The 26344-nt window shown below is 66.8% G+C and carries 24 protein-coding genes; 12 read left to right on the top strand and 12 right to left on the bottom strand.

Going from position 1 to position 26344, the window contains the following annotated elements:
* The first annotated feature begins 29 nt into the window (after positions 1 to 29).
* Together ACZYZ7_RS04595 and ACZYZ7_RS04590 are read left to right on the top strand one after the other, a co-directional pair.
* Positions 30 to 1361, top strand: coding sequence for a lipase family protein (locus tag ACZYZ7_RS04595; RefSeq protein ID WP_463740309.1), 1332 nt, complete (start codon positions 30 to 32; stop codon positions 1359 to 1361).
* Between the two features lie 141 nt (positions 1362 to 1502).
* The gene (locus ACZYZ7_RS04590) at positions 1503 to 1700 is read left to right on the top strand and encodes a hypothetical protein (RefSeq protein WP_463740308.1); all 198 of its coding nucleotides are present in this window, start codon (positions 1503 to 1505) and stop codon (positions 1698 to 1700) included.
* On the opposite strand, the gene ACZYZ7_RS04585 is transcribed toward ACZYZ7_RS04590, so the two are convergent.
* From ACZYZ7_RS04585 to bioB, 3 genes are all read right to left on the bottom strand, one after another.
* Positions 1681 to 2355 (bottom strand): DUF2567 domain-containing protein, encoded by a 675-nt coding sequence (locus ACZYZ7_RS04585; RefSeq protein ID WP_450069273.1) that lies wholly within the window; start codon positions 2353 to 2355, stop codon positions 1681 to 1683. The genes ACZYZ7_RS04590 and ACZYZ7_RS04585 overlap by 20 nt on opposite strands.
* A 62-nt stretch (positions 2356 to 2417) precedes the next feature.
* Positions 2418 to 2657, bottom strand: coding sequence for a biotin synthase auxiliary protein BsaP (gene bsaP, locus ACZYZ7_RS04580; RefSeq protein WP_167857844.1), 240 nt, complete (start codon positions 2655 to 2657; stop codon positions 2418 to 2420).
* Between the two features lie 11 nt (positions 2658 to 2668).
* Positions 2669 to 3676, bottom strand: coding sequence for a biotin synthase BioB (bioB, locus tag ACZYZ7_RS04575; RefSeq protein ID WP_135454451.1), 1008 nt, complete (start codon positions 3674 to 3676; stop codon positions 2669 to 2671).
* 96 nt (positions 3677 to 3772) lie between these two features.
* Here bioB and ACZYZ7_RS04570 point away from each other — a divergent pair, with 96 nt between their 5' ends.
* Positions 3773 to 4390, top strand: coding sequence for a TetR family transcriptional regulator (locus ACZYZ7_RS04570; RefSeq protein WP_450069198.1), 618 nt, complete (start codon positions 3773 to 3775; stop codon positions 4388 to 4390).
* 11 nt (positions 4391 to 4401) lie between these two features.
* Here ACZYZ7_RS04570 and ACZYZ7_RS04565 read toward each other — a convergent pair whose 3' ends face one another.
* The 4 genes from ACZYZ7_RS04565 to ACZYZ7_RS04550 are packed head-to-tail and all read right to left on the bottom strand — an operon-like array spanning position 4402 to position 8139.
* Positions 4402 to 4911: a 2'-5' RNA ligase family protein gene (locus ACZYZ7_RS04565; RefSeq protein ID WP_463740307.1), complete on the bottom strand. Its 510-nt coding sequence runs from the start codon at positions 4909 to 4911 to the stop codon at positions 4402 to 4404.
* 1 nt (position 4912) lies between these two features.
* Positions 4913 to 5590 carry a dethiobiotin synthase gene (gene bioD / locus ACZYZ7_RS04560; RefSeq protein WP_135454445.1) on the bottom strand — a complete coding sequence of 226 codons (678 nt, stop codon included), beginning with the start codon at positions 5588 to 5590 and terminating at the stop codon, positions 4913 to 4915.
* Positions 5587 to 6735, bottom strand: coding sequence for an 8-amino-7-oxononanoate synthase (locus tag ACZYZ7_RS04555; RefSeq protein ID WP_463740306.1), 1149 nt, complete (start codon positions 6733 to 6735; stop codon positions 5587 to 5589). The genes bioD and ACZYZ7_RS04555 overlap by 4 nt, the downstream gene beginning before the upstream one ends.
* 60 nt (positions 6736 to 6795) lie before the next feature.
* Positions 6796 to 8139 carry an adenosylmethionine--8-amino-7-oxononanoate transaminase gene (locus ACZYZ7_RS04550; protein WP_463740305.1) on the bottom strand — a complete coding sequence of 448 codons (1344 nt, stop codon included), beginning with the start codon at positions 8137 to 8139 and terminating at the stop codon, positions 6796 to 6798.
* A gap of 46 nt (positions 8140 to 8185) precedes the next feature.
* Between ACZYZ7_RS04550 and ACZYZ7_RS04545 the strand changes: the two genes are divergently transcribed.
* From ACZYZ7_RS04545 to treZ, 4 genes are read left to right on the top strand one after another with little or no spacing between them, the layout of a single operon-like run.
* A complete protein-coding gene (locus ACZYZ7_RS04545; RefSeq protein ID WP_463740304.1) occupies positions 8186 to 10357 on the top strand; it encodes an acyltransferase family protein in 2172 nt (723 codons plus the stop codon).
* A gap of 4 nt (positions 10358 to 10361) precedes the next feature.
* Positions 10362 to 12530, top strand: a complete 2169-nt coding sequence (glgX, locus tag ACZYZ7_RS04540) for a glycogen debranching protein GlgX (RefSeq protein ID WP_463740303.1) — start codon at positions 10362 to 10364, stop codon at positions 12528 to 12530.
* A 1-nt stretch (position 12531) separates the two neighbouring features.
* Positions 12532 to 14799, top strand: coding sequence for a malto-oligosyltrehalose synthase (treY, locus tag ACZYZ7_RS04535; RefSeq protein WP_463740302.1), 2268 nt, complete (start codon positions 12532 to 12534; stop codon positions 14797 to 14799).
* The gene (treZ, locus tag ACZYZ7_RS04530; protein WP_463740301.1) at positions 14792 to 16525 is read left to right on the top strand and encodes a malto-oligosyltrehalose trehalohydrolase; all 1734 of its coding nucleotides are present in this window, start codon (positions 14792 to 14794) and stop codon (positions 16523 to 16525) included. Before treY ends, treZ begins: the two co-directional genes overlap by 8 nt.
* Here the strand turns inward: treZ and ACZYZ7_RS04525 are convergent.
* Positions 16519 to 17010 carry a winged helix-turn-helix transcriptional regulator gene (locus ACZYZ7_RS04525; RefSeq protein WP_463740300.1) on the bottom strand — a complete coding sequence of 164 codons (492 nt, stop codon included), beginning with the start codon at positions 17008 to 17010 and terminating at the stop codon, positions 16519 to 16521. The two genes, treZ and ACZYZ7_RS04525, sit on opposite strands and share 7 nt — an antisense overlap.
* Before the next feature lie 52 nt (positions 17011 to 17062).
* On the opposite strand from ACZYZ7_RS04525, the gene ACZYZ7_RS04520 reads away from it, so the two are divergent.
* A complete protein-coding gene (locus ACZYZ7_RS04520) occupies positions 17063 to 18229 on the top strand; it encodes an MFS transporter (protein WP_450069190.1) in 1167 nt (388 codons plus the stop codon).
* A gap of 49 nt (positions 18230 to 18278) precedes the next feature.
* Here ACZYZ7_RS04520 and ilvA read toward each other — a convergent pair whose 3' ends face one another.
* Entirely contained in the window at positions 18279 to 19559 is a 1281-nt protein-coding gene (gene ilvA, locus ACZYZ7_RS04515; protein ID WP_463740548.1) for a threonine ammonia-lyase IlvA, read from the bottom strand.
* A 150-nt stretch (positions 19560 to 19709) separates the two neighbouring features.
* On the opposite strand from ilvA, the gene ACZYZ7_RS04510 reads away from it, so the two are divergent.
* Together ACZYZ7_RS04510 and ACZYZ7_RS04505 are read left to right on the top strand one after the other, a co-directional pair.
* Entirely contained in the window at positions 19710 to 20147 is a 438-nt protein-coding gene (locus ACZYZ7_RS04510) for a lipoprotein LpqH (protein ID WP_450069189.1), read from the top strand.
* A gap of 73 nt (positions 20148 to 20220) precedes the next feature.
* Entirely contained in the window at positions 20221 to 20451 is a 231-nt protein-coding gene (locus tag ACZYZ7_RS04505) for a hypothetical protein (protein ID WP_135454428.1), read from the top strand.
* Here ACZYZ7_RS04505 and ACZYZ7_RS04500 read toward each other — a convergent pair.
* Positions 20445 to 20849: an SRPBCC family protein gene (locus ACZYZ7_RS04500; protein ID WP_463740299.1), complete on the bottom strand. Its 405-nt coding sequence runs from the start codon at positions 20847 to 20849 to the stop codon at positions 20445 to 20447. The genes ACZYZ7_RS04505 and ACZYZ7_RS04500 overlap by 7 nt on opposite strands.
* A gap of 136 nt (positions 20850 to 20985) precedes the next feature.
* Here ACZYZ7_RS04500 and ACZYZ7_RS04495 point away from each other — a divergent pair, with 136 nt between their 5' ends.
* Positions 20986 to 21819, top strand: a complete 834-nt coding sequence (locus ACZYZ7_RS04495; RefSeq protein ID WP_450069188.1) for a class I SAM-dependent methyltransferase — start codon at positions 20986 to 20988, stop codon at positions 21817 to 21819.
* Between the two features lie 11 nt (positions 21820 to 21830).
* Here ACZYZ7_RS04495 and ACZYZ7_RS04490 read toward each other — a convergent pair whose 3' ends face one another.
* Positions 21831 to 22211 (bottom strand): MerR family transcriptional regulator, encoded by a 381-nt coding sequence (locus ACZYZ7_RS04490; protein ID WP_450069271.1) that lies wholly within the window; start codon positions 22209 to 22211, stop codon positions 21831 to 21833.
* 64 nt (positions 22212 to 22275) lie between these two features.
* Between ACZYZ7_RS04490 and ACZYZ7_RS04485 the strand changes: the two genes are divergently transcribed.
* Complete coding sequence (locus ACZYZ7_RS04485) at positions 22276 to 22758, top strand: PPOX class F420-dependent oxidoreductase (protein WP_463740298.1); 483 nt, start codon at positions 22276 to 22278, stop codon at positions 22756 to 22758.
* On the opposite strand, the gene dnaE is transcribed toward ACZYZ7_RS04485, so the two are convergent.
* Complete coding sequence (dnaE, locus tag ACZYZ7_RS04480; protein WP_463740297.1) at positions 22724 to 26275, bottom strand: DNA polymerase III subunit alpha; 3552 nt, start codon at positions 26273 to 26275, stop codon at positions 22724 to 22726. The genes ACZYZ7_RS04485 and dnaE overlap by 35 nt on opposite strands.
* Positions 26276 to 26344: the final 69 nt, after the last annotated feature.

Below are 26344 nucleotides of genomic sequence, written 5' to 3'. Positions count from 1 at the left end.
TTAGACCCTTCTTAAGCAAGAATGCCCGGATGGACTTGGGCAGTGCGGCCAGCGTCTCCGGAGCCGAATGGATCGGTCGGGCACCTCACGAGGTGCTCGACCGGGCGGCGCGACCCCAGCTCCCCCACGACGATGCGTTCTACGTCCCGCCTGCGGGTTTCCAGCACGCCGAGCCTGGCACCGTCCTACGCAGCCGCGATGTCGAACTGGCGTTTCTTGGCCTGATTCCGCAGCGCCTGCAGGCCACGCAGCTGCTGTACCGCTCCACTGACCGCAACGGCATCCCCGAAGCCGCAGCCACCACCGTCATCGTCCCGGTCGACGCGGCACCGGACTGCCCGGTCGTGTCGTACCAGTGCGCGATCGACGCCATCTCGGCCCGGTGCTTCCCGTCCTACGCCCTGCGCCACCACGCCAAAGCCACCGGCTCCCTGGCCCAACTGGAATTCCTGCTGATCTCGGCCGCCCTAGCCGAGGGCTGGGCGGTCTCGGTTCCCGACCATGAGGGTGTCAACGGCATGTGGGGCGCGCCCTACGAGCCGGGCTACCGGGTGCTCGACGGCCTGCGTGCGGCAATCAACACCGAACACCTGTCGCTGTCACCGTCGGCGCGCATCGGTCTGTGGGGATACTCGGGCGGCGGCCTGGCCAGCGCCTGGGCCGCCGAGATGGCCGGCAGCTACGCACCTGAGCTCAACATCGTCGGCGCCGTCCTCGGATCGCCCGTCGGCAATCTCGGAAACACCTTCCGCCGGCTCAACGGCACCGTGTTCTCGGGCCTGCCGGCCCTTGTGGTGGCCGCCCTCTCCGACATCTATCCCAGTCTCAACCGAGTCATCGCCGAGCACGCCACGACCGAGGGACGCAAAATCCTGGACCGGTTGCACCGCCTGACCACCGTGGAAGCCATGGTGCAGATGTTCCGGACCGACATGGCCGACCTGGTCGACATGCCACTGGAGGAAATCCTCGACGGACCCGAAGTCAGTGAGGTGTTCGAGGACACCAAACTCGGTGTGGCCGTGCCGGTTCCGCCCGTCCTGATCGTGCAGGCCGTGCACGACGAGATCATCTCGGTCGGCGACATCGACGAACTCGCCGACACCTATCTGGCCGGCGGCGCCGACGTGACCTACCACCGCGACATGTTCAGCGAACACCTGCTGTTGCACCCATTCTCGGCGCCGATGGCGCTGCGCTGGCTGAGCGACCGGTTCGCCGATCGCCCGCTGACCGCAAACCTGGTGCGGTCCAAGTGGCCGACGCTGCTCAATCCGATCACTTACATGGGCATGGCACGGCTGGCCCGAATCGCCACCAAAGTCGCCTTGGGGCGCACGGTCCGACGACGCCCACTCTGACCTGCCTGGCGCCGGCAGAAATCGGGGTAGATGCGGTATGTCCGTCAGCCCCGACGGTGGCCCTATGCGGCGGCGTCCATCGTCTTCGTCATGGCTATATGTATGCGGCAACCCCAAGGGCGGCCCGCGAACTGCACCGGGGTGAAACACGCGAATTTTCTATCGACGAAGCCCTACACCGGACCCGGGGCATGGGTGTTCTTCGTCGGACACGGGACGTCGTTGGCCACCCTGGTTCTGGTCGCCATGCTCACCAACCGCAGGTACTACCGCCGCGACCCATATCTGGCCGACTCTCCGCAGCAGCCCGGGAATCGAATCAAGACCCCGGCGGACTGACCACCGGCGGGATCACCGGATAGGTCGGCGTCTGCACCGGGGGCCAGGCGCCCAGGTCATCGCGCACCGTCGAGACCGCGATCAGCGCGTAGACCATCGCTGCCATGGCAGCCGGGAACAGAATCGTCCCCGCGATCTGCAGCGGCGTATGCCCGAAAAACACCGACGCGGCTTCCACCACGTAGTGGACACGGTGTTCCGGGGTGACCGGTGCGCCCGCGATATCGAGCGAACCGAACCTCCAGTGTGCAAGTGCCGCACCGACTCCCGCCGCCACCGCCGTCGCCACCGCACAACCGGTGACCAACGCAGCCACCATCACCGGCCCGCGATGCGCGGTCCACTGCCACACTGCCACGGCGGCCACGACCGCCATGACGACGAGCAAACCGACGAACATGAACGCCGACGTGAAGAAATGGTCAGACTCACCGCCCAGATAGGCGTGCACCCGGTCGCCGCTACGGGTCAGAGCCACCACGCCGTGCACGCCGGGGGCCACGAAGGCCCACAGGGCACCGAGGACGGCACCAACCACGGCCAGTGCACCAATGACGATCAGCACCGCCCGCTCCCGCGAAACTCGCGGTGCGCCGGGGATATTGGCGGGCGCCAGGCCGACAGACAGCATCTGCTCTTCGCCCGAGAGGCTCATCGGTGCCTTCTGCTCTTCGCCCGAGAGGCTCATCGGTGCCTTCTGCTCTTCGCCCGAGAGGCTCATCGCCGCGTATCCAGGTCCGTCGAATCCACCTGCCCATGCCTCGAGCACTTGGCCCACCACCCGGTCGGCCGCACTTGCACGATCATCCGGCGGCCGCACTCGGCGCAGAACCGGGGTGGTTCCAGGCCGAGTTGAGCCGCGGTGGGAAGCACAGTTCCCTCCGCCGCGTCAGCCTGGACCCCGGTGTAGACGTTGTATAGGCCGGCGCCGACGGGCGCGGGCAAATCGTGAACCATCACCACCAGTTCTACAGGCTGGCGTTCAGTGCCTTGATCGGCATCTGCAAATCATCGAGCAATTCCAGGTCCGACTCGGCCGGGCGACCCAGCGTGGTCAGGTAGTTGCCGACGATGACGGCGTTGATGCCGCCCAGGATGCCCTGCTTGGCGCCGAGGTCGCCGAGAGTGATCTCGCGGCCACCGGCGAAGCGCAGCATGGTGCGCGGCAGCGCCAACCGGAACGCGGCCACGGCCTTCAGCGCCTCAGAGGCCGGCAGCACCTCGAGATCACCGAACGGTGTGCCCGGGCGCGGATTGAGGAAGTTCAGCGGCACCTCGTGCGGGTTCAGCTCGGCCAGGTTGGCGGCGAACTCCGCACGCTGCTCCAGCGTCTCCCCCATGCCCAGGATGCCGCCGCAGCAGACCTCCATACCGGCCTCACGCACCATCTCCAGCGTGCCCCAGCGCTCTTCCCACGAGTGGGTGGTGACCACATTCGGGAAGAACGACTGCGCGGTCTCCAGGTTGTGGTTGTAGCGGTGCACGCCCATGTCCTTGAGGCGGTCCACCTGCTCCTGGGTCAGCATGCCCAGCGAGCAGGCGATCTGAATGTCGACCTCGTTGCGGATCGCCTCGATGCCTGCGGCCACCTGGGCCAGCAGCCGCTCGTCGGGGCCACGCACCGCGGCCACGATGCAGAACTCGGTGGCGCCGGTCTTGGCAGTCTGCTTGGCGGCCTCGACCAGGCTCGGGATGTCGAGCCAGGCGCTGCGCACCGGGGAGGCAAACAGACCCGACTGCGAGCAGAAGTGGCAGTCCTCCGGGCAGCCGCCGGTCTTGAGGCTGATGATGCCTTCGACCTCGACCTCGGGGCCACACCACTTCATCCGGACCTCGTGGGCCAGGGCCAGCAGCTCCTCGAGCTTGTCGTCGGGCAGCTGCAGCACCTGCAGCGTCTGATCCCGGTCGAGGCCGACGCCACGCTCCAGAACCTGCTCGCGAGCTACGCCCAGTACATCTACGGCTGCCTGCGTCACCGAAAAGTCCTCCTGTGGATCGTCTGCCGGCCGGGCCGACGGTTGAACACGTCGGCCGAGCCGATACTTGAACACCGTTCAGGCTAGGGTAACGGTGTGCAACTCCACAAACCCGACGTGGTGGATGCGGCGACGGCCATCCTGGACAACTACGGCATCGCCGACCTGACGATGCGGCGTCTGGCCCGTGAGCTCAGCGTCAGCCCGGGCGCCCTGTACTGGCACTTCGCCAACAAACAGGAACTGCTCGGCGCCGTTGCCGACCGCATTCTGCAACCCGTCCGCACCGAGGGCGCCGCAACAGCGTGGCCGAGCCGAATCCACCAGACCTGCGTGGCGTTGCGTGACGCACTGCTGTCGCACACCGATGGGGCCGAGCTGGTCTCATCCAGTTTTGCCGCCGGGAAGTCCCAGACGGTCGGTGCAATCGTGGGGCAGCTCGCCGATGCCGCGAAGCAGGCCGGCGTGATGTCGCCGGATGACGAGCTGGCCGCCCGCACCGTGCTCTATTACGTGCTGGGCTTCACCGCCGACGAGCAGTCCCGACTGCAGTGGGACGCCGCGGGTGCGCTGGCCGATGAGCAGTCGGTGCTCGATCGCGATACGTCACGCCAGTTCGCGTTCGGCCTGCAGTTGCTGGTCGACGGTCTGGCCGTGCGGGGCGCCAGCACCCTCGGCTCCGGACGCGACATCCCGCAACGCAGCCGGGGCTGATCGCCGGCCGATCAGCCGATCGGGTGTTCGAGGCGCTTGTCGCCGTCCCAATGCCGTAACCCCGTCACCTGGCCGACGATCTCGGCGGGACGTCCGGCGATCCGCACGGCTGTGGCCAACCTCGCCGGAGCCACCCGCCGGGCCAGCGTGACGTGCGGGGTCCAGTTCCCCGGTTCAGCGTGTGGCATCGGGGCCGGGTCCATGAACGGCAGGCACAGTCGGTACGTATCAGCCTGGATGCCGAGCAGTTCATCGGTCGGCACCAGCAGCCGCGCCAGCACTCCGGCCGAACGCCCGAAGATCAGGGTCGCACCGAGCCGGCACGGCAGCGGGAATCGGTCCACGAGTTCGGTCAGCACCGCATCGGCCTCGGCGTCGATGCGCTGGGCGACAGTCAGGGTCGCATGCGGCCGACTGGCCGGCGCCTGGCTGGGAATGTCCTTGTCGCGCAGCGTATCCCAGATTCCGCGGACCGCGGCCTCGGTGTCCGGATCGAAGACCAGTTCGACGGAGTGCACCACGTCAGATCAGACCGATCAGCCAGTCCCGGTCGAACGCGTCGGCGCACAGTGCCTCGAACTCCGCGGCACTCGCGCCGCCGGCCCCCGCGGGCAGCACCGCACGTACGGGCGCCAGCTGCGCCAGGGCCTCCCGGTTGCCCGACTCTGTGACGCCGGGATGCTCCGGCCATGCTCCGATCACCAGCCCGGCACATGGAATCCCCTGCCCAGCAAGCGATTCCAACGTCAATGCGGTGTGGTTGAGTGTGCCCAGCCCGGGCGACACCACCACCAGGACAGCGGCGGACAGATCGGCGGCCAGATCACGCACCGTGACGCCGTCGGCACCCAATTCGACGAGGAGGCCACCGGCACCCTCGACCAGGGTCAGCCCGCCGGCGATCTCGGCGGCACGCACCGCGTCCACCAACTCCGCGCGGGTCGGCAACGCACACCCGGCCCGGTCCGCGGCCGCGACCGGCGCCAGCGGCTCCGGATAACGCCATCCCCCATGCAAGTTGTCCACCCCGGACAGCCGCTGCACCTCACCGAGGTCGTTGTCGCCGTCGACGGTTCCGGTCTGCACCGGCTTGCAGACCGCGACGTCGAGGCCGGTCAGGCGTGCCGCGCACGCCAGCGCGGCGGTCGTCACTGTCTTGCCGACGCCGGTGTCGGTACCGGTGACGACCAGCGTGCTCACAACCGGGCCTTCGACAGCACCTCGGTCAACACCTGACGGGCCAGGTCCATCTCGTCGGCGGTCAGCGAGGCCCTCGCAGTCAATCGCAGCCGTGAGGTTCCCTCGGGCACCGTCGGCGGCCGGAAGCACCCCACCCGCACGCCGCGGTCCAGACAGGCCGCGGCCGCGGCCACCGCCACCTCGGGCTCACCGAGGATCACCGAGACGACCGCCGAGTCCGGCACCGCGGTGTCCCCGGAAATCCGGGCGAGTTCGGCGGCATGATCCAACACAGCTTGCGCGCGCTGCGGTTCGGCGATCAGCACCCGCAGGGCTGCCCACGCCGCACCGACGGCCGCCGGCGCCAGGCCGGTGTCGAAGATGAACGGGCGGGCCGCATCGATCAGGTGGGCGCGCACCGCTTCCGGACCGAGCACCACGCCGCCCTGGCTGCCCAGCGCCTTCGACAGCGTCGTCGTCATCACCACATCGGGCGCCCCGGCCAGCCCCTCCTCATACAGCAGGCCCTGCCCACCCGGTCCGCGCACACCGAGCCCGTGTGCCTCATCGACGAGCAACAGTGCGCCGTGGCGGCGGCAGACCGCGTGCAGCTCGCGCAGAGGTGCCAGCACGCCGTCGGCGCTGAACACCGATTCGGTCAGCACTACCGCGCGTTCCTCGGTGCGCGCCGACAGTGCGGCATCCACCGCGTCGACGTCACGGTGTGGAGTGACGGTCACCCGGGCACGCGACAACCGGCAGGCGTCGACGAGCGACGCGTGCGTCAGCGCGTCGGAGACCAGCAGCGAGCCGGGACCGGACAACGCGACGACGGCGCCCAGGTTGGCGGTGTAACCCGAGGAGAAGACCAACGCCGACTCGGCGCCGACGAACGTCGCCAGGGCGGTCTCGAACCCTTCGTGCAACTCGGTGTTACCGGTGACCAAGCGTGATCCACCGGCACCTGCGCCCCAGGTCCGCAGCGCCTCGATGCCACCATCGAGGACCTCCGGGTGCTGCGACAGCCCCAGGTAGTCGTTGGAGGCCAGGTCCAGCTCGGTGGCTACCGCGGGACGCGTGCGCAACTCGCGGCGCAGGCCGGCTTGTCGACGTTGCTGCTCGACGCCGGCCAGCCAGGCCAGCGGTGAAAGATCGGTTCGCGTCACGCGGTGCTCCTCGGTGCCGACAAGTTGAACACGTCGGCGGTGCCGACAATTGAACACCGTTCAGGTTAGTGCACGAGCCACGCCGATCATGCCTGCGGTGATCTGTTCCACCTCCGCCGTCGTGCAGATGAAGGGCGGCATGGCATAGATCAACTTGCCGAACGGGCGCAGCCAGACGCCGTGGCGCAACGCCGCCAAGGTGGCCACCCGCATGTCCACCGGCTCGCGCATCTCGATCACACCGATGGCACCGAGCACCCGGACGTCAGCCACTCCCGGCAATGCGCGGGCCGGCTCGAGACCTTCCCGCAGCCCCGCCTCGATCTCGGCCACCCGGGCCGGCCAGTCGCCGCTGACCAGCAGTTCCACTGCAGCGACACCGACCGCGCAGGCCAACGCGTTGGCCATGAACGTCGGCCCGTGCATGAGGGCTCCGGGCTCCCCCGCGCTGATCGTCCGCGCGACCTCCCGCGTGCACAGCGTGGCGGCCAGGGTGATGTAGCCGCCGGTCAGCGCCTTGCCGACGCACATGATGTCGGGACTGACCCCAGCGTGCTCGGCGGCGAACAACTTGCCGGTGCGGCCGAATCCGGTGGCGATCTCGTCAAAGATCAGCAACACATCGTGGCGATCGCAGATCGCACGCAGATCTGACAGGTAACGCGGGTCGTGAAAGCGCATGCCCCCGGCGCCCTGCACGACGGGTTCCACGATCACGGCGGCGAGCTCGTCGGCATGGTCGGCCAACTGCCGCTCGAACGCTTCGCTGTAGGCCGGTTGATAGTCGGCGGGCACAGGCGGCGCGAACTCCTGCGCCACCAGCACGTCCGTCCAGAGGGAGTGCATGCCGCCGTCGGGATCGCACACGCTCATCGGGGTGAACGTGTCGCCGTGATAACCGCCACGCCAGGTCATCAGCCGGTGCTTGGCGCCCCTGCCCCGGCTGCGCCAGTACTGCAGCGCCATCTTCACCGCCACCTCGACGGACACCGACCCGGAATCGCTGAAGAACACCGTCTCCAGGCCCTCGGGGGTCAGTTCGACCAGCAGTTGGGCCAGCCGTGCGGCCGGTTCATGGGTCAGACCGCCGAACATGACGTGGTTCATGGTCGCGAGCTGGTCGGTGATCGCACGGTCCAGCACTGGGTGCCCGTGTCCGTGCACGGCAGTCCACCAGGACGCCATCGCATCGATCACCTCGATCGGTGCGCCGTCGGTAGGGTCGATCACAGTCAGCCACGCGCCTTTGGCACCCACCGCCACCACGGGCGGAAGTGTGTCGGAACCCATGGCACTGTAGGGGTGCCAGATGTGGTCCGCGTCGATGGCATTGATCTGCGCTGGGGTCAGCTCAGGCACAGTCGGGCAGCCTAGCTCTTTGCTCACCGAACGTGACGCACGCATCCGAAATATGAGCGGCAGGCCGATGTTAGGTAAATTGGCCTCGACCATGAAAACCCTTGATGCCCCCCGGACGGAGCCCGGCGCCGATTCCGGTTCCGTTCCGCGCGCCGCCATGGGTACCCGAGCATCGGGTTTTTACCGCCATGATCTGGATGGACTGCGCGGCGTCGCGATCGCCCTCGTGGCGATGTTCCACATCTGGTTCGGCAAGGTTTCCGGTGGTGTCGACGTTTTCCTGGCGCTGTCGGGATTCTTCTTCGGCGGCAAGATCCTGCGCATCGCACTCAACCCGGAGGCGCCGCTGTGGCCGCTTCCCGAAGTGGTCCGGTTGATTCGGCGATTGCTACCCGCACTGGTCGTGGTGCTTGCCGCAGCCGCGCTGATGACAATCCTCGTGCAGCCCGAGACCCGCTGGGAAACGTTTGCTGACCAAAGTCTGGCGAGCCTGGGCTACTACCAGAACTGGGAGCTGGCCAACACTGCCGCGAACTACCTTCGCGCTGGTGAGGCGGTCAGCCCGCTGCAGCACATCTGGTCGATGTCGGTCCAGGGGCAGTTCTATCTGGCATTCCTGTTGTTGGTCTTCGGGTTCGCTTTCCTCGGCCGTCGACTGTTCGGCCGGCACCTGCGCACCGCGTTCATCGTTTTACTGAGCGCGCTCACCATCGCGTCCTTCGTGTACGCGATCATCGCGCACAACACGGACCAGGCCACCGCCTACTACAACAGCTTTGCGCGCGGCTGGGAGCTGCTGATCGGCGCACTGGCGGGGGCCTTGGTCCCGGCGGTGCGCTGGCCGATGTGGCTGCGCACCGTCCTGGCCACCGTCTCGCTGGCCGCGATCCTGACCTGTGGCTGGTGGATCGACGGTGTCAAGGAGTTTCCCGGGCCGTGGACGCTGGTTCCGGTCGGCGCCACCGTCATCTTCATCCTGACCGCCGCCAACCGGGTCGACGATCCGAACGCGGGCCAGCGGTTGCCCGCACCCAACCGGATGCTGGCGACAAAGCCGTTCGTGTCGCTGGGCTCGATGGCCTACTCGCTCTACCTGTGGCACTGGCCGTTGCTGATCTTCTGGCTGTCTTACTCGGGCCACGCCCACGCCAACTTCCTCGAGGGCACGGTCGTGCTGCTGGTTTCGGGTGTTCTGGCCTGGCTCACCACGCGCTACATCGAAGAGCCGCTGCGCTCACAGCAGGCCAAGGCCGCCCCCGCCGCCGCGCCTGCCCTTCCGTTACGGGTCCGTCTGCGCCGACCGACGATCGTCCTCGGCTCCATCGTCGGCCTTCTCGGTGTCGCGCTGACGGCCACCTCCTTCACCTGGCGTGAGCATGTCACCGTGCAGCGCGCCAATGGCAAGGAGCTGTCGGGGCTGTCGGCCCGCGACTATCCGGGAGCGCGCGCACTGGTCGATCACGCGCGGGTGCCCAAGCTGCCGATGCGCCCCACCGTGCTCGAGGCCAAGGACGATCTGCCCGCGTCGACCACCGACGGCTGTATCAGCGATTTCGGCAACACCGACGTCATCAACTGCACGTACGGCGACAAGGACGCGACGCGCACCGTCGCAGTAGCGGGCGGGTCGCACGCCGAGCACTGGATCACCGCGCTGGACCTACTGGGCCGCCGGCACAACTTCAAAGTGGTCACGTACCTCAAAATGGGTTGTCCTCTGACCACGGAGGAGACGCCACTGGTGATGGGCGACAATCGCGCATACCCGAAATGTCATGAGTGGAACGAAAAGGTGATGGCCCAGCTCATCACCGATCGCCCCGATTATGTGTTCACCACCTCGACCCGGCCGTGGAACATCAAAGACGGCGACGTCATGCCCGGCACCTACATCGGCATCTGGGAAACCCTTTCCCAGAACAACATTCCGATCCTCGCGATGCGCGACACGCCGTGGCTCACCCGAAATGGCCAGCCGTACTTCCCGTATGACTGCCTGGCCAATGGCGGCGATTCCATCTCGTGCGGCATCGAGCGGTCCAAGGTACTCTCCGACCACAACCCCACGCTGGATTTCGTCGGAAGGTTTCCTCTGCTCAAGCCACTCGACATGAGCGATGCGGTGTGCCGTAAGGACTATTGCCGAGCGGTCGAGGGAAATGTGTTGCTGTATCACGACTCCCATCACATCTCCACGACATATATGCGCACGATGACAGGTGAACTGGGCCGCCAGATGGCAGCTGCCACCGGTTGGTGGTGAAGCCATGCCGCCGCCGTCCGCAGTGCCGCCGTCTTCCATCCCCACGCCGATGTCGACTGTCTGGCCCGGCGAGCCCTACCCGCTCGGCGCGACCTATGACGGTGCGGGCACCAACTTCTCGCTGTTCTCCGAAGTCGCCGAACGCGTCGAGCTGTGCCTGATCGCCAAGGACGGCACCGAGCACCGGATCAATCTCGAAGAGGTCGACGGCTACGTCTGGCACGCCTACCTGCCGACGGTCACGCCGGGACAGCGGTACGGGTATCGGGTGTACGGCCCCTGGGATCCGGGCAGCGGACATCGATGTGACCCCAGCAAGCTGCTGCTGGACCCCTACGGCAAGTCGTTCCACGGCGACTTCGATTTCAGCCAGGCCCTGTTCTCCTACGACCTGACGGCCGACCCGCCCGGTACCGGAACCCCGCCCCAGGTCGACTCCCTGGGACACACCATGACCAGCGTGGTCATCAACCCGTTCTTCCAATGGGGCTCGGACCGCGCACCCAAGACCCCGTATCACGACACGGTGATCTACGAGGCGCACGTCAAGGGGATGACCGAGACCCACCCGGGGATCCCCGAGGAACTCCGGGGCACGTACGCGGGGCTCAGCCACCCGGTGGTCATCGAATACCTCCAGTCGCTGAACATCACCGCGATCGAACTCATGCCGGTACACCAGTTCATGCACGACCACCGGCTACTGGACCTCGGGCTGCGAAACTACTGGGGCTACAACACTGTCGGCTTCTTCGCCCCACACTTCCAATACGCGGCCACCCGGCACGCCGGCGGTGCAGTGGCCGAGTTCAAGACCATGGTCAAGGCGTTCCACGACGCGGGTATCGAGGTCATCCTGGATGTGGTGTACAACCACACCGCCGAAGGCAACCACCTCGGTCCGACCATCAATTTCCGCGGCATCGACAACGCCGCCTACTACCGGCTGCTCGACGGACAACCCGAGTACTACAAGGATTTCACCGGGACCGGCAACAGCCTCAATGCCCGGCACCCGCACACATTGCAACTGATCATGGACTCGCTGCGGTACTGGGTGCTGGAGATGCACGTGGACGGGTTCCGATTCGACCTCGCCTCCACGCTGGCCCGCGAATTCTATGACGTGGACCGGCTTTCGGCGTTCTTCGATCTGGTCCAGCAGGACCCGGTGGTCAGCCAGGTGAAGCTGATCGCCGAGCCGTGGGACGTCGGCGAGGGCGGCTACCAGGTCGGCAATTTCCCCGGCCTGTGGACCGAGTGGAACGGCAAGTACCGCGATACCGTGCGGGACTACTGGCGCGGCGAGCCCTCGACGCTGGGCGAGTTCGCATCCCGGCTCACCGGCTCGTCGGACCTCTACGAAGCCACCGGCCGACGGCCCGGAGCCAGCATCAACTTCGTCACCTGCCACGACGGGTTCACCCTCAACGACCTGGTGTCCTACAACGAGAAGCACAACGAGGCCAACGGTGAGGACAACCGCGACGGCGAAAGCCACAACCGGTCGTGGAACTGCGGTGTCGAGGGGCCGACCGACGACCCGGAGATCCTGGCCCTGCGCGCCAAGCAGATGCGCAACATCATGGGGACATTGATGCTGTCCCAGGGCACCCCGATGATCGCCCACGGCGACGAGATCGGTCGGACCCAGTTGGGCAACAACAATGTGTACTGCCAGGACTCCGAGCTTTCCTGGGTGGACTGGTCGTTACTCGAGACCAACGCCGACCATCTCGAGTTCACCCGCAAGGTATTGGCCTTCCGCAAGCGCCATCCGGCATTTCGGCGTCGCCGGTTCTTCGAGGGCAAGCCGATCCGAAGCGGTGACCAGGTCCGCGACATAGCGTGGCTCACCCCGGCGGGTACCGAGATGACCCCGGAAGACTGGGGCGCCGGGCTGGGTACCTGTGTCGCGGTGTTCCTAAACGGCGATTCCATCCCGGCCCCCAACGCCCGAGGTGAACGCGTCGTCGACGACACGTTCCTGTTGTGCTTCAACGCAAATGACCACGAGCAGGACTTCGTCACCCCGAACGGCGATTACGCCGCCGAATGGACGGGCGACCTGGATACCGCCAGCCCGACCGGCGATTCCGATCTGGTCGTCGCCGCGGGCGAGAAGATCTCGCTACAGGCCCGCTCGCTGCTCGTGCTGCGCAAGACGGCCTGACATGCCGGGCCCGGTCCTGTCCACGTATCGGCTCCAGATGCGCGGGGACTGTTGCACATTCGATGATGCGGTGAAGCTGCTGGACTATCTCGACCGGCTGGGCGTCTCGCATCTGTATCTGTCGCCGATCCTGACCGCCGCCCGCGGATCCACACACGGATACGACGTCACCGATCCCACCACGGTATCGGCCGCTCTCGGCGGCCCGGACGGACTGCGGCGGCTGTCCGAGGCCGCCCGGGCCCGCGGCATGGGCCTGATCGTGGACATCGTGCCCAACCACGTCGGCGTGGCCCACCCCGAGCAGAACCATTGGTGGTGGGATCTGCTGCGGTATGGCCGCGGCTCCGCCTATGCCGACTACTTCGACATCGACTGGGATATCGACGGCGGACGAATCGTATTGCCGGTCCTGGGTTCCGACGACGATGTCGCCGACCTTGCGGTCGACGGCGAAGTGCTGCGACTGGGTGATCTCGTGTTCCCGGTGGCGCCGGGAACCGGCGCGGGCACCGGCAGCGAGGTCCACGACCGCCAGCACTACCGGCTGACCGGATGGCGCACCGGGATCTGCGGTTACCGTCGCTTCTTCTCGATCACCTCCCTGGCGGCGTTGCGCCAGGAGGACCGTGCCGTCTTCGACGCGAGCCACGTGGAGATCAAGCGCTGGTTCGACGAGGGCCTGGTGGACGGCCTGCGCATCGACCATCCGGACGGATTATCCGACCCCGCAGGCTATCTGCGCTGGTTGCGCGAACTCACCGGTCCCGAAGCCTGGATCGTGGTCGAGAAGATCCTGGCCGCCGACGAGAGCCTCGATGCGTCACTGCCCGTCGACGGCACCACCGGGTATGACGCGCTGCGCGAGGTCGGCGGACTGTTCATCGCCCCGACCGGGGAGACCGCACTCACCGCGGTGAGCGGGCGGCCGGACCGCGACGCCGAACGCACGCTCAAGACCGCGGCGGTCACCGACACCCTGGCCAGCGAATTGGGTCGACTGTGCCGAGCGATCACGCCGGTGACCACCCGGCAGGATCCCCAGCTGCGGGCAGCGGTGGCCACCCTGATCAGCAGGATCGGCGTGTACCGCAGTGACTATCCGGCGCTCGGCGCGATCCTTCCGGTCGCGCTGCAGGAGACATCTTGGGCCGCACCGGAACTCACCGATACGCTGTCGATCATCGCGACGGCACTGTCCACCAGCGCCGAGGTGGTGTCCCGGTTCAACCAACTGTGTGGGGCGGCGACGGCCAAGGCCGTCGAAGACTGCCTGTTCTACCGCGACGCCCGACTGGTATCGCTCAACGAGGTCGGCGGTGCACCGGAGTTGTTCGGGGTGTCCACCGCCGAGTTCCACCAGCGGACGACGACGCGGATGCGCGCCTGGCCGAGGACGATGACGACGTTGTCGACCCATGACACCAAACGGGGAGAAGACGTCCGCGCCCGCATCGGGCTGCTGTCCCAGGTGCCGGCTACATGGGCGGATTCGGTCGAGCGGTGGACCGCCGCGTCCACTCCCCCGGACCGGGGCTCCGCACTGTTCCTGTGGCAGAACATCTTCGGCGTCTGGCCGGTGGACGGCGTCGTCACCGACGAGCTCCGTGCCCGGTTGCACGCCTACGCCGAGAAGGCGACCCGGGAAGCTGCCACACGAACCTCCTGGCATGACCCGTGCGTGGACTTCGAGAACAAGGTGCACGGTTGGCTGGACCGGGTACTCGAGGGGCCGGTAGCGGCCGAATTGACGGCGCTGGTGGGTCGACTCGACGCGCACGCCCGAAATGACAGCCTGGGCCAGAAACTCATCCAACTGACTGCGCCCGGCATTCCCGACGTCTACCAGGGCACCGAAACGACCGAGGACAGTCTGGTCGATCCGGACAACCGGCGCCCCGTCGACTATGCGGCACTGCACGATGCGTTGGAGCGCGGGGGCGATGACAAGCTGCGGGTGACGATGGCTGCGTTGACCCTGCGCCGTGCGCGGCCGGCGACCTTCCTGGCCGGCGGCTACACGCCGCTGCCCGCCACCGGTAGCGCCGCAGCACACCTGGTGTCGTTTCTGCGCGGTCAGGATGTCGTGGTGGCCGCGTGCCGGTGGACCGTTGGACTGGCCGAAACCGGCTGGGCCGACACGGCATTGCCGTTACCCGACGGCCGGTGGCTGGATCGGCTCAGTGGCCGGCAGTGGACCGGCCTGGTGCCGCTGACCGACCTGCTCGCCGATTCGCCGGTGGCCTTGCTGGAGCGCACGGATGACTGAATTCACCGTGTGGGCGCCGAAGCCCGACCGCGTGCGGGTCGACGTGGACGGAGCGCTGCACGAGATGACGCGCGCCGCCGACGGCTGGTGGCGCGCCGAGGCCAGCTGCCCCGCCGATGCCCGGTACGGGTTCGTCCTCGACGACGATCCGGCGGTACTGCCGGATCCCCGCTCAGCACGTCAACCCGACGGCGTGCATGAACGCTCGCAGCTGTGGCGGCCCGCACCGGACGCCTGGACCGACGCCGGGTGGGCGGGCCGGTCCATCTGCGGCGGGGTGATCTACGAACTTCACACCGGGACCTTCACTCCCGCAGGCACATTCGATGCCGCCATCGAGAAACTCGATCATCTCGTTGATCTCGGTGTCGATTTCGTGGAGTTGATGCCGGTCAATGCCTTCAACGGCCCCCACGGCTGGGGTTATGACGGGGTGCTCTGGTACGCGGTGCACGAACCCTACGGCGGACCGGACGGCCTCATCCGACTGATCGACGCCTGCCACGCGCGTGGACTCGGCGTGCTGATCGACGCGGTGTTCAACCACCTCGGCCCGTCGGGCAACTACCTGCCGCGGTTCGGTCCGTATCTGTCGGCCGGCCGCAATCCGTGGGGCAGTTCGATCAACCTGTCCGACGCCGACGCCGACGAGGTTCGCACCTACGTCATCGACTGTGCGCTGCGCTGGATGCGCGACTTCCACGCCGACGGTCTGCGTCTGGATGCGGTGCATGCGCTGGTGGACACCACCGCGATCCATCTGCTCGAGGAACTGGCGGCCGAGACCGACGCCCTGGCCGAAGAACTCGGCCGTCCTCTCTCCTTGATCGCCGAGAGCGACCTGAACGACCCCCGGCTGATCACCCCGCGCGACCGTGGTGGCTACGGCCTGACCGCACAGTGGGACGACGACGTCCACCATGCGATCCACACCGCGGTATCGGGTGAACGGCAGGGCTACTACGCCGATTTCGGATCGCTGGCCACCCTGGCACAGACGCTCAAGCATGGATACTTCCACGCCGGCACCTATTCATCCTTCCGCCATCGTAGGCACGGTCGCCCGTTGGACACCGCCACCATTCCGGGTACTCGGCTGCTGGCTTACACCCTTACCCACGACCAGGTAGGCAACCGTGCCGTCGGCGACCGGCCATCGCAGCTCCTGACATCCGGCCAGCTGGCCGTCAAGGCCGCGCTTGCGCTCGGATCACCCTATACGGCAATGCTTTTCATGGGTGAGGAGTGGGGATCCTCCTCACCGTTCCAGTTCTTCAGTTCGCATCCCGAGCCGGAACTGGCCCGCGCCACCGCCGAGGGTCGTAAGGCCGAGTTCGCCGAGCACGGCTGGGATGCCGACGAGATCCCGGATCCGCAGGACCCGGAGACATTCCTGCGGTCCAAACTGAACTGGAACGAGGTCTCCGACGGAGATCACGATCGGCTGCACAGGACCTATCGGGAGCTGATCGCGTTGCGGCGCACCGAGCCCGACCTCGCCGATCCGTGGCTGGATCACATGTCGATCGACTTCGACGAGCAGCAGCGTTGGATCGTGCTGCACCGTGGCACCCTGTCGATCGCCTGCAACCTCGGCTCCGACCCGGTTTCCGTGCCGGTGACAGGAGAACTGGTCGCCGCCTGGGAAGAACCCGACATCGGTTCCTTCGCTACGACATTGGCCGCTCACTCGTTCGCAATCCTGCGCACCGAGCGCGTTCAGTAGTCCTTTCGCACGGACGCGCTGTCCGGATCCACCGGGGCGCCGCGCGAGTTCCTGGGACGCAATTCCGCGAGTGCGAGACCCCGCTCGTCGACGAGTACCGAGCGAGCCTCGTCAGCCTCGAACGCGTGCCGCTCACCCCACTGGCGCAGCGCCACCACGACGGTGAAGAGGTCACGACCGGCCTGGGTGAGCGTGTACACCTGCCGGCGGCCCGATGCGGCCACCTCCCGATCGAGGATGCCGCGCTCGACGAGTCGGCGCAGCCGGTCGGTGAGGATATTGCGCGCGATCCCGGTGCGCTGCTGAAAGTCGGTGAATGCCCGGGCTCCATCCATGGCGTCGCGGACGATCAGCAGACTCCAGCGATCCCCAACCAGGTCGAGAGTGCGCGCGACAGGGCAGGTGGGATCGGTCCAGGTCACGTCGTCGCTGTGCGGCACCGAGTCGGCCATCACTCCCCCTGAAGAGTTGCTGATTGAAACCATTCTGCCGTAACCTCCGATTAGTTGCAATATGCAACCAATCTGAGGAGTGTGCATGGAACTGACTCTCGGCCTGCGAATGTTCTTCGCCACCGTGTGTGCGGTGGCCGTCGCGACGATCTACGCGGCGCAACCCGTCCTCGCCGGGATCGGCCGCGACCTTGGCGTGCCGGAGGCCGATCTGGGCTGGATCGTCACGGCCGGGCAACTCGGTTATCTGGTCGGGCTGGTGGTTCTCGTCCCATTCGGCGACATCGTCGACCGTCGTCGGCTCATCAGCGGACACCTTCTGCTGGCCGCGATCGGGGTGGCAGTGGCAGCTGCGGCCCCCCAAACCTGGCTGCTGCTGGCCGGTTTGGCGCTCGCCGGACTGTTCGCGGTCGTAGTCCAGACCACCGTCGCCTACGCTGCGGCCCTGTCCGCGGCCGAGGACCGCGGCCGCACCCTCGGCATGGTGACCTCCGGAGTCGTCGTCGGCATCCTCGGTTCACGCGTCGCGGCCGGTGCCCTCGCCGCCGTGTGGGGGTGGCGCAGTGTCTATGTCGGGCTGGCGGTCCTGCTGGTTGTGCTGGCAGGCCTGGTCCCGAAACTCCTGCCGCCCGACCCACGGCGCGAACAGGTCGTTTACCGCGACGTACTGACGTCGTTGGCCCGACTGTTCCGCGAACGCCTTTTCGTCTCGCGCGGGCTGATCGCGTTCTTTCTGTTCGCGTCCTTCGGGACGCTGTGGAGCGGCCTGGCGCTGCCGCTCACCGCGGCTCCGTGGCATCTGAGCACGGCACAGATCGGCCTCTTCGGAATCGCCGGCCTTGCCGGCGCGCTCGGCGCGGCCCGGGCAGGACGCTGGGCCGACTCCGGGCTCGCGAGCGCCGTCACCGGCGGGGCACTCGCACTCCTGGTCGTGTCGTGGCTGGCGATCGGGCACGCATCATGGTCGCTGGTACTGGTCGTGCTGGGTGTGATCACGCTCGATTTCGCCGTGCAAGCGGTGCACGTGAGCAATCAGCACCTGCTCACGACGGCCCACCCGCATCGCACCAGCAGCGTGATCGGGGGGTACATGTTCTTCTATTCACTCGGCTCGGCCCTAGGGGCGACCGCCACGACCGCGGTGTACTCGGTTGCGGGGTGGACCGGCTCCAGCATCCTCGGCGCTGCGTTCGCGGCCGGTGCACTCGTTGTCTGGTCGGTCAGCCGAGCGGCGCACCGAACGCCACGATGACCGCGACCACCATCAACCACCGCGCGTGCGGGGCATCGAAGCCTGAGCCTCAGGTCAGATACCGGTATGTCGGTGACCCCGGCTCCAACAGCTCGACGTGGATGTCGGAATCCTGCATCCGGACCAGCAGACCTTCCAGATCCGTCGCCGCGCTCAACTCGACGCCGCACAAGGCTTCGCCGGTCTCCCGGTTGTTGCGCTTGACGTACTCGAACAGGGTGATGTCATCACCCGGCCCGAGAACCTCATCGAGGAAGCGCCGCAGCGCCCCGGGTTCCTGCGGGAAGTCGACCAGGAAGTAGTGCTTGAGGCCCAGGTGCACCAGCGACCGTTCGACCACCTCGCTGTAGCGGGAGACGTCGTTGTTGCCACCGGAGATCAGGCAGACCACGGTAGATCCCGGCTCGATGTCAGCCTCCAGCAACGCGGTCACCGACAGCGCTCCGGCGGGCTCGGCGATGATTCCGTCGTTCTGGTACAGGTCCAGCATCGCGGTACAGACGGCGCCCTCGTCGACCGTGGTGAGAGCGACCATGTCACCGGCGGCGGCCAGTGCGGCATAAGGCAGCGCTCCGGCCCGTGCCACTGCCGCACCATCGACGAACTGATCGACGTGTTCGAGGGTCACCGGTTCGCCGGCAGCCAGCGCGGCGATCATCGATGCCGCGCCCGCGGGCTCCACACCGAGTACCGACGTGTTCGAGGCACGCTCGGCGAGATATGTGGTGATACCGGCGATGCAGCCGCCGCCGCCGACCGGGACGATCACCACGTCGGGCTCCTGGTCGAGCTGCTCGAGCAGCTCGGCGGCGATGGTGCCCTGGCCGGCCATCGTGCGCACATCGTCATAGGGGGGTACGAGGGTGGCCCCGGTACGCGCGACATCCTCCAGCGCCGCGGCAGCCGCCAGGTCGTACGTCGACCCTCCCGCGATGAGCTCGATGAACTCGCGGCCGTGGTATCGGATCCGGTCCCGCTTCTGCTTGGGGGTCTTGGCCGGTACATAGACGCGGCCATGGGTGCGCATCGACCGGCACGCCATCGCGAAGCCCTGGGCGTGGTTGCCGGCCGAGGAACACACGACGCCGGCGGCCAGCTCCTCGGGCGAGAGCTGGGCCATCAGGTTGAAGGCCCCGCGCACCTTGTAGGAACGCACCGCCTGCAGGTCCTCGCGTTTGAGGTAGACGTTGGCCCCGGTAGCTTCCGAAAGGCGCTCGTTGAACTGCAGCGGACTGCGGGTGACCACCCCTGAAATTCGCTTGGCGGCCTCGTCGATGTCGGCCGCGTTCAGCGGCGCGGCCAGCGGGGACACTCGGGAGCCTTTGCTCAAATCGGCAGTCACCGTTCAATGGTGCCACTGGCCAGCGGTTTCACTGCACCTGGGTAGGCGCACACGCCGATATCCGGGTGCGCGCACCACCAAACCGCCGAGATTCACGACATGTGGTTGAACAGACCCCGAACTGGGAAAACAACCATCATGCGGCGCACTCAGCAGCGGATGCGGTGGGCGGCGGCGCCCACCGCGATGGTGGTCGCGCTTGCCGCGTCCGCGTGTGCGGCGCCCACCACGAGCCCCGCCGATGCCAACACCGCGCGGGTCTTCATCGACAACCAGGAAATGCCGACGTCCTACAAGGTGCAGTGCACGCAACTGTCCTGGTTGTGGACCATCGAAACGGAGCCGCAAACACCCGGGTTCACCGCGATCATCCAGACCGGAGCCACTATCGAGCCCAAGGTCATGCGGCTCCGGGACCTGACCGGCTTCACCGGGAGCGCACTGGCCGAGGCGTCGGACACCCACGCCAGCATCGAGGGCTCCGCATTCCACCTCAGCGGCACAGCACACGGCTCCTTCGCCGACCGCCCGACCAAACCGGCCGAGGTTCAGTACCGGATGGAAGCGCACTGCTGAGCAGTCGTAAAACGACACGCCTGATCCAAGGTTTCGGCTAGCCGAAATCATTGTTGCGAGCTATCGTCAACATATGACCACCGCCGGGAACTTTCGTAGCGTCACCTCCCGGGCCGATCACCAGGTCGACATCGCCGGTGTGCCCTGGCCGACCTACAAGCTGATCGCCCTGGCGATCGGCGCCCTGGTGCTGGTGGTCGTCGGCGTGGCCACGATGAGTGCGGCACCCGCCGTACTCTCCGCGGCCGCGGTCACCATCGTGGTGTGGCTGGGGTTGGGGCGCATCTCCCCCTCCGATCAGTGACCCTCCAGCAGTCTCCGCAGGGTCTCTAGATCCGCCGCCACCGCGGCAATATCCGCCTCGAACTGTTCATCAGTCATCCCCGGTCGCTGCCGAATCGTGAACACGACTTCGCACGACGTGCCGTCGACCCCGGCCGGGACGACCCGCATCGGGTTGTAGACGGCCTCACCCGAGGGCAGACGCACCACATGATCGAGCACGCCCAGCGCGTTCGTCGCCGTGAATTCGACGGTGACCTCGCCCATCGGCGAATCCGCCACCCATCCTCGCGGACCGAGGCGCAACCCGCCCTCGGCCAGTCCCGCCGCCCACGTGGCCAGCTGCCGCGGATCCGCGGCGTACGAGTACGCCGCGTCGGGAGCGACGTCGATCCAGACGCTCACATGCCTGCTACGCATGGTTCCACCGTAGGCTGCCGCTAGCCCGCCGCGCACCCACGCACCCGGTGCAACCGATGCGCCGACCTGTGATCGCAAGGGCGGTAAACGTTTTCGCCCAACTGTTCAGCCGCACATCGGGTGTACGGTCGGGTTTGTGCATATTGCGACGACGGGCCTCACACCGGTAGAGGAAACCGCTTTCCTGACGCTGTACGCCAGGGCACTCGACAGCCGGTGGGCCCGCCCGATCCTCGGCGACACCATGGCCGATGAGTCCGTCGGCCAACTCGATTACGACTTCGCCGGTCTGGGGGTGCAGACCAGCGTGGTGTGTCAGTCGGCGCTGCGGGCCAAGATGCTCGACGACCGGGTGCGTGCGTTCGTGACCAGCCATCCCGATGCCGTCGTGGTCGATCTCGGCGGCGGTCTCGACAGCGGAGTGCACCGCGTTTCGCCGCCGGCCACAGTCGACTGGTACAACGTGGACCTGCCGGGGATCAGCCAGCTACGGGACCGTGTGCTGCCTCCTCTCCCCCAGGCACATACGGTCGCCGCATCGTTGGCCGACCGGGACTGGACCGACCCGATTCCCTCCGATCGACCCACCATGTTGGTGGCCGACGGACTGTTCGCGTTCCTCAGCGAACCGGTGATCGCCGGCATCTTCCGGCGGATCACCGAACACTTCGAATCCGGGGAACTGGCGTTCAACGACTACGGCCGGATCGGCTGGATGAGTCGGGCGGCGCTCAAGTTCTTCCCGGCCAAGATGTTCAAAGACGTCGGAAGCCAATGGGGCTACCCAGGTTTCAAAGATGCCCACCACCCCGAAACCTGGAGCCCGCGAATGCAACTCGTCGAGGAGTCCAGCCTGACCCACCAGCCGGAGGTCGACCTCTTTCCCGGCCTGCTGCGGATCGCCACGCGGGCCACCGGACTCAGCAAGGCCACGGCCCGCAAGGCGCGCATCCTGCGGTACCGGTTCTGACGGCTCCTCCATCAGGCCGGGAGTTCGTGATGAATCCCGCACGTGCACAATTCGATTGACGGGCACGTGCACCGCATACCCCACTCGATGACGGCCCGCGCCCGGGCCAGCGCCTCCAGCTGGGCATCGATCTCGGCGAGTTTGGCCTGCGCCAGCTCACGAGCCACCGGCCGGCCCGGAGTGTCATCCTTGAGCAGCAGCCCGATCTCGGTCAACGAGAACCCGGCGACCTTGCACAACCTGATCACGTCCAGCCGCAGCAGGACCGACTCCGGATACCGGCGCTGCCCGCCCACGCGCTCCGGCGCGGGCAGCAGCCCGACCTGTTCGTAGTAGCGCAGCGCGGTCTGGGCGACCCCGGTCCGCTGCGTGACATCTCCAATGGTCAGCATCGCGCGCATCTGCCCTCCTCGCCGGACTTGACTTAGAGTCAACTCTAAGTCGTTGACTGGATGCATGCCGCATACCGACACCACGCTCGAAGCCCTCGGCCGCTCCCATTACGCGCTGTTGCGCAGCTTCCGCCGCGACGGCACAGCCGTCGACACCCCGATCTGGTTCGTGCTCGACGGCCCAACGGCCTTGTTCCGCACCAAGATCGGCCCGAAAACCCGCAGACTCAGCGCCCGACCCGACGTCGAACTGGTGGTCTGCGACTACAAGGGACGAGTCACCGGGAGCACCTGGCTGAGCGGCCGGGCCACCGTCCTGGGCGACGAGGACGCCCAACGGGCCAACCGCGCCCTGCACCGGCGATACGGATGGCAATGGAACATCGTGCCGCTGCTGAAGATCCCTGGCGTCACCAACGTGCACCGCGACCTGCCGTTGCGGGAGAAGCTACGGAGGGCGCGAGATCGCGCGCTGTGGCCCGACAGCGCGATCGTGAAGATCGACCTGGCTGCTACCCCAGACAACCGGGACCGAGCAACGCCTTGAGATCACCCATCAATGCCGAGGACGGTGTCACCCGCAGCGACTGATCCAGTTCCAGCGTTGTGATCCGCTCACCACTGATCAGCCGCAGATGCACCTGGGAGGTGCCGGGATGATTGGCCAGCACCTGCTTGAGCGCAGTCACTTTGTCGATCGTGCACTGGCGGGTGGGCAGGCTCACCGCCAGCGGCCGGTCGGCCTGGGCGCTGCTGAAGTCAGGCACGACAAGTTCGTGGGCGATCAGCGAGATCCGGTCATCGCGCGCCGCCACTTTCGCCTTGACCAGTACCACCACGTCGTCCGCGATCTCGTGACCGAACAGCGAGTAGGTCTGCGGGAAGAACAGCACCTCGATACCACCGGTGAGGTCTTCCAATTGGGCCGAGGCCCAAGGCAAGCCGTTCTTGTTCACGCGACGGTTGACCGAGGCCAGGATACCGCCGACCACCACCTGCGCATCGTTGGCGACATCGCCGTCGAGAATTGCCGGGATCTGCGTGTCGACCTGATTGGCCAGCAGGTGGGCGACCCCGTTGAGCGGATGGCCGGACACGTACAGCCCCAGCATCTCGCGTTCGAGTGCGAGCTTGTGCTTGTCCTCCCACTCCTCCTCTGGCACCTTGATCGTGAACACCGCGTCCGTGCCGCCGCCGTCATCCGCCCCGCCGAACAGGTCGAACTGGCCCATCGCCTCGGCCTTCTTGGTGCCGAGCACCGAATCGACGGCGTCGGTGTGCACCAGGAACAGCCCCTTGCGGGGGTGGCCGAGCGAATCGAACGCGCCTGCCTTCACCAGCGATTCGGTGACCTTCTTGTTGCAGGCGGCGATGTCGATCTTGTTGAGGTAATCGGAGAAGTCGGTGTACTTGCCCTTCTCGGTGCGGGTACTGATCAGCGACGCAACGACATTCGCGCCGACGTTGCGGATCGCGCCGAGCCCGAACCGGATGTCATTCCCGACCGAGGCGAAGTTCTGCACCGACTCGTTGACGTCGGGCGGCAGGACGGTGATACCGAGCCGCCGGCAGTCGGCGAGGTAGACCGCCGCCTTGTCCTTGTCGTCACCGACCGAGGTCAGCAGACCGGCCATGTACTCGGCGGGATAGTTCGCCTTGAGGTAGGCCGTCCAGTAGGACACCAGGCCGTAGCCGGCCGCGTGGGACTTGTTGAACGCGTACCCGGCGAACGGAAGGATGGTGTCCCACAGGGCTTTCACCGCGGCTTCGGAGAACCCGTTCGCGGTCATGCCTTCCTTGAAGCCCTTGTACTCGGCCTCGAGCACCTCAAGCTTCTTCTTACCCATGGCCTTACGGAGCGCGTCGGCCTTACCCATGGTGTAGGAGGCGACCTTCTGCGCGATGAACATGATCTGCTCTTGGTAGACGATCAGGCCGTAGGTCTCGGCGAGGATCTCTTTGAGCGGTTCCTCGAGCTCGGGGTGGATGGGCTTGATCGCCTGACGGCCGTTCTTGCGATCGGCGTAATCGTTGTGGGCGTTCATGCCCATCGGACCGGGACGGTACAGCGCGAGCACCGCCACGATGTCGTTGAAGCCGGTGGGCTGCATGCGGCGCAGCAGGTCACGCATCGCGCTGCCGTCGAGCTGGAACACGCCCAGCGTGTCGCCGCGGCCGAGGAGCTCGTAGGCGGCCGGATCATCGAAGGGCAGCGTGTCCAGATCCAGGTCGATCCCCCGGTTGGCCTGGATGTTCTCCAGGCAGTCACCGATGATCGTCAGGTTCCGCAGGCCCAGGAAGTCCATCTTCAGCAGGCCGATGGCCTCACACGACGGATAGTCCCAGCCGGTGATGACCGCGCCGTCCTGGGGCCGCCGCCACAGCGGGATCGCGTCGATGAGCGGCTCGGAGCTCATGATCACCGCACAGGCGTGCACACCCGCGTTGCGCACCAGACCTTCGAGGCCACGCGCTGTCTCGAAAATGGTCCGCACATCCGGATCGGTGTCGATCAGGGCGCGGACCTCGGCGGCTTCCTTGTACCGCTCGTGGTTGGGATCGGTGATCCCCGACACCGGGATGTCCTTGGCCATGATGGGCGGCGGCAGCGCCTTGGTGATCCGGTCTGCGATCGCGAAACCCGGCTGGCCGTAATGCACGCGGGCCGAATCCTTCAGCGCCGCTTTGGTTTTGATGGTACCGAAGGTGATGACCTGGGCCACCCGGTCGCTGCCCCACTTGTTGGCCGCGTATCGCAGCATCTCGCCGCGGCGGCGGTCGTCGAAGTCGATATCGATATCGGGGGCCGACGGTCGTTCCGGGTTGAGGAAGCGCTCGAACAGCAGACCGTGCGGGATGGGGTCGATGTTGGTGATACCCAGCGCGTAGGCCACCAGTGATCCGGCGGCCGATCCACGGCCCGGCCCCACGCGGATCCCGACCGACCGGGCGTAGTTGATCAGGTCGGCCACGATCAGGAAGTAGGACGGAAAGCCCTTGTCGCAGATGACCTTGATCTCGTAGGCCGCGCGGTCGGTGTACTCGGGGGGCACGGCCGCGCCACGAAACCTGCGCTCCTCCAGCCCGGCCTGCACCTCGTGCGCCAGCCAGGAACCCTGGTCATGGCCGTCTGGGACCGGGAACACCGGCATGCGGTCGGTGGGCGTCCAGACGTCGGCATAGGACTGCACCCGCTCGCCGATCAGCACCGTGGAATCGCACGCGCCCGGCACCTGGGAGTCCCACAGTGCGCGCATCTCCTCGGCCGATTTGAGGAAGTAGCCGTCGCCGTCGAATTTGAACCGGTTCGGGTCCGACAGGGTCTTGCCGGTCTGAATACACAGCAGCGCTTCGTGATTCTGCGAAGCCTCGCGCGTCACGTAGTGACAGTCGTTGGTGGCCAACGGTGGGATGCCGAGCTTCTGCCCGACCTCCAGCAGGCCCTCCCGGACGCGGCGCTCGATATCGAGGCCGTGGTCCATCAGCTCCAGGAAGAAGTTGTCGGGGCCGAAGATGTCGCGCCACTTGGCGGCGGCCTCCAGCGCCTCCTGGCGTTGGCCCAGCCGCAGCCGGGTCTGCACCTCGCCGGACGGGCAACCGGTGGTCGCGATGATGCCCTCGGCGTGTTCGGCGATGATCTCGGCGTCCATGCGCGACCACTTACCGAGCTGACCTTCGAACGAAGCCAACGATGACAGCCTGAACAGGTTGCGCAGACCGGTCGCGGTTTCCGCGACCATCGTCATGTGCGTGTAGGCGCCGCTACCCGAGACGTCGTCGCTCTTCTGGCTCGGGTCACCCCACTGGACGCGCTTGGTCTCGAACCGCGAGGCGGGCGCGATGTACGCCTCGATACCGATGATCGGCTTGATGCCGACCTTGGTCGCCGAGTTGTAGAACTCGCTGGCGCCGAACATGTTGCCGTGGTCGGTCATGCCGATCGCCGGCATGCCCAGACGCTGTGCCTCGGCCAGCATCGGAGTGATCTTCGCGGCGCCGTCCAGCATCGAGTACTCGGTGTGGTTGTGCAGGTGTACGAAGGACCCCGAAGATGAACCGCTCATAGGGATGCCAGTCTATGGCGCCCCACCGACACCGCCGCGCGTGTCGCCACGCGTGTCTCTGCCGACGAG

This window comes from Mycobacterium sp. IDUB_17, from assembly GCF_055419465.1.
The sequence above is the reverse complement of the archived record's forward strand: the minus strand, read 5'-3'. Positions and strand labels throughout refer to the sequence as shown.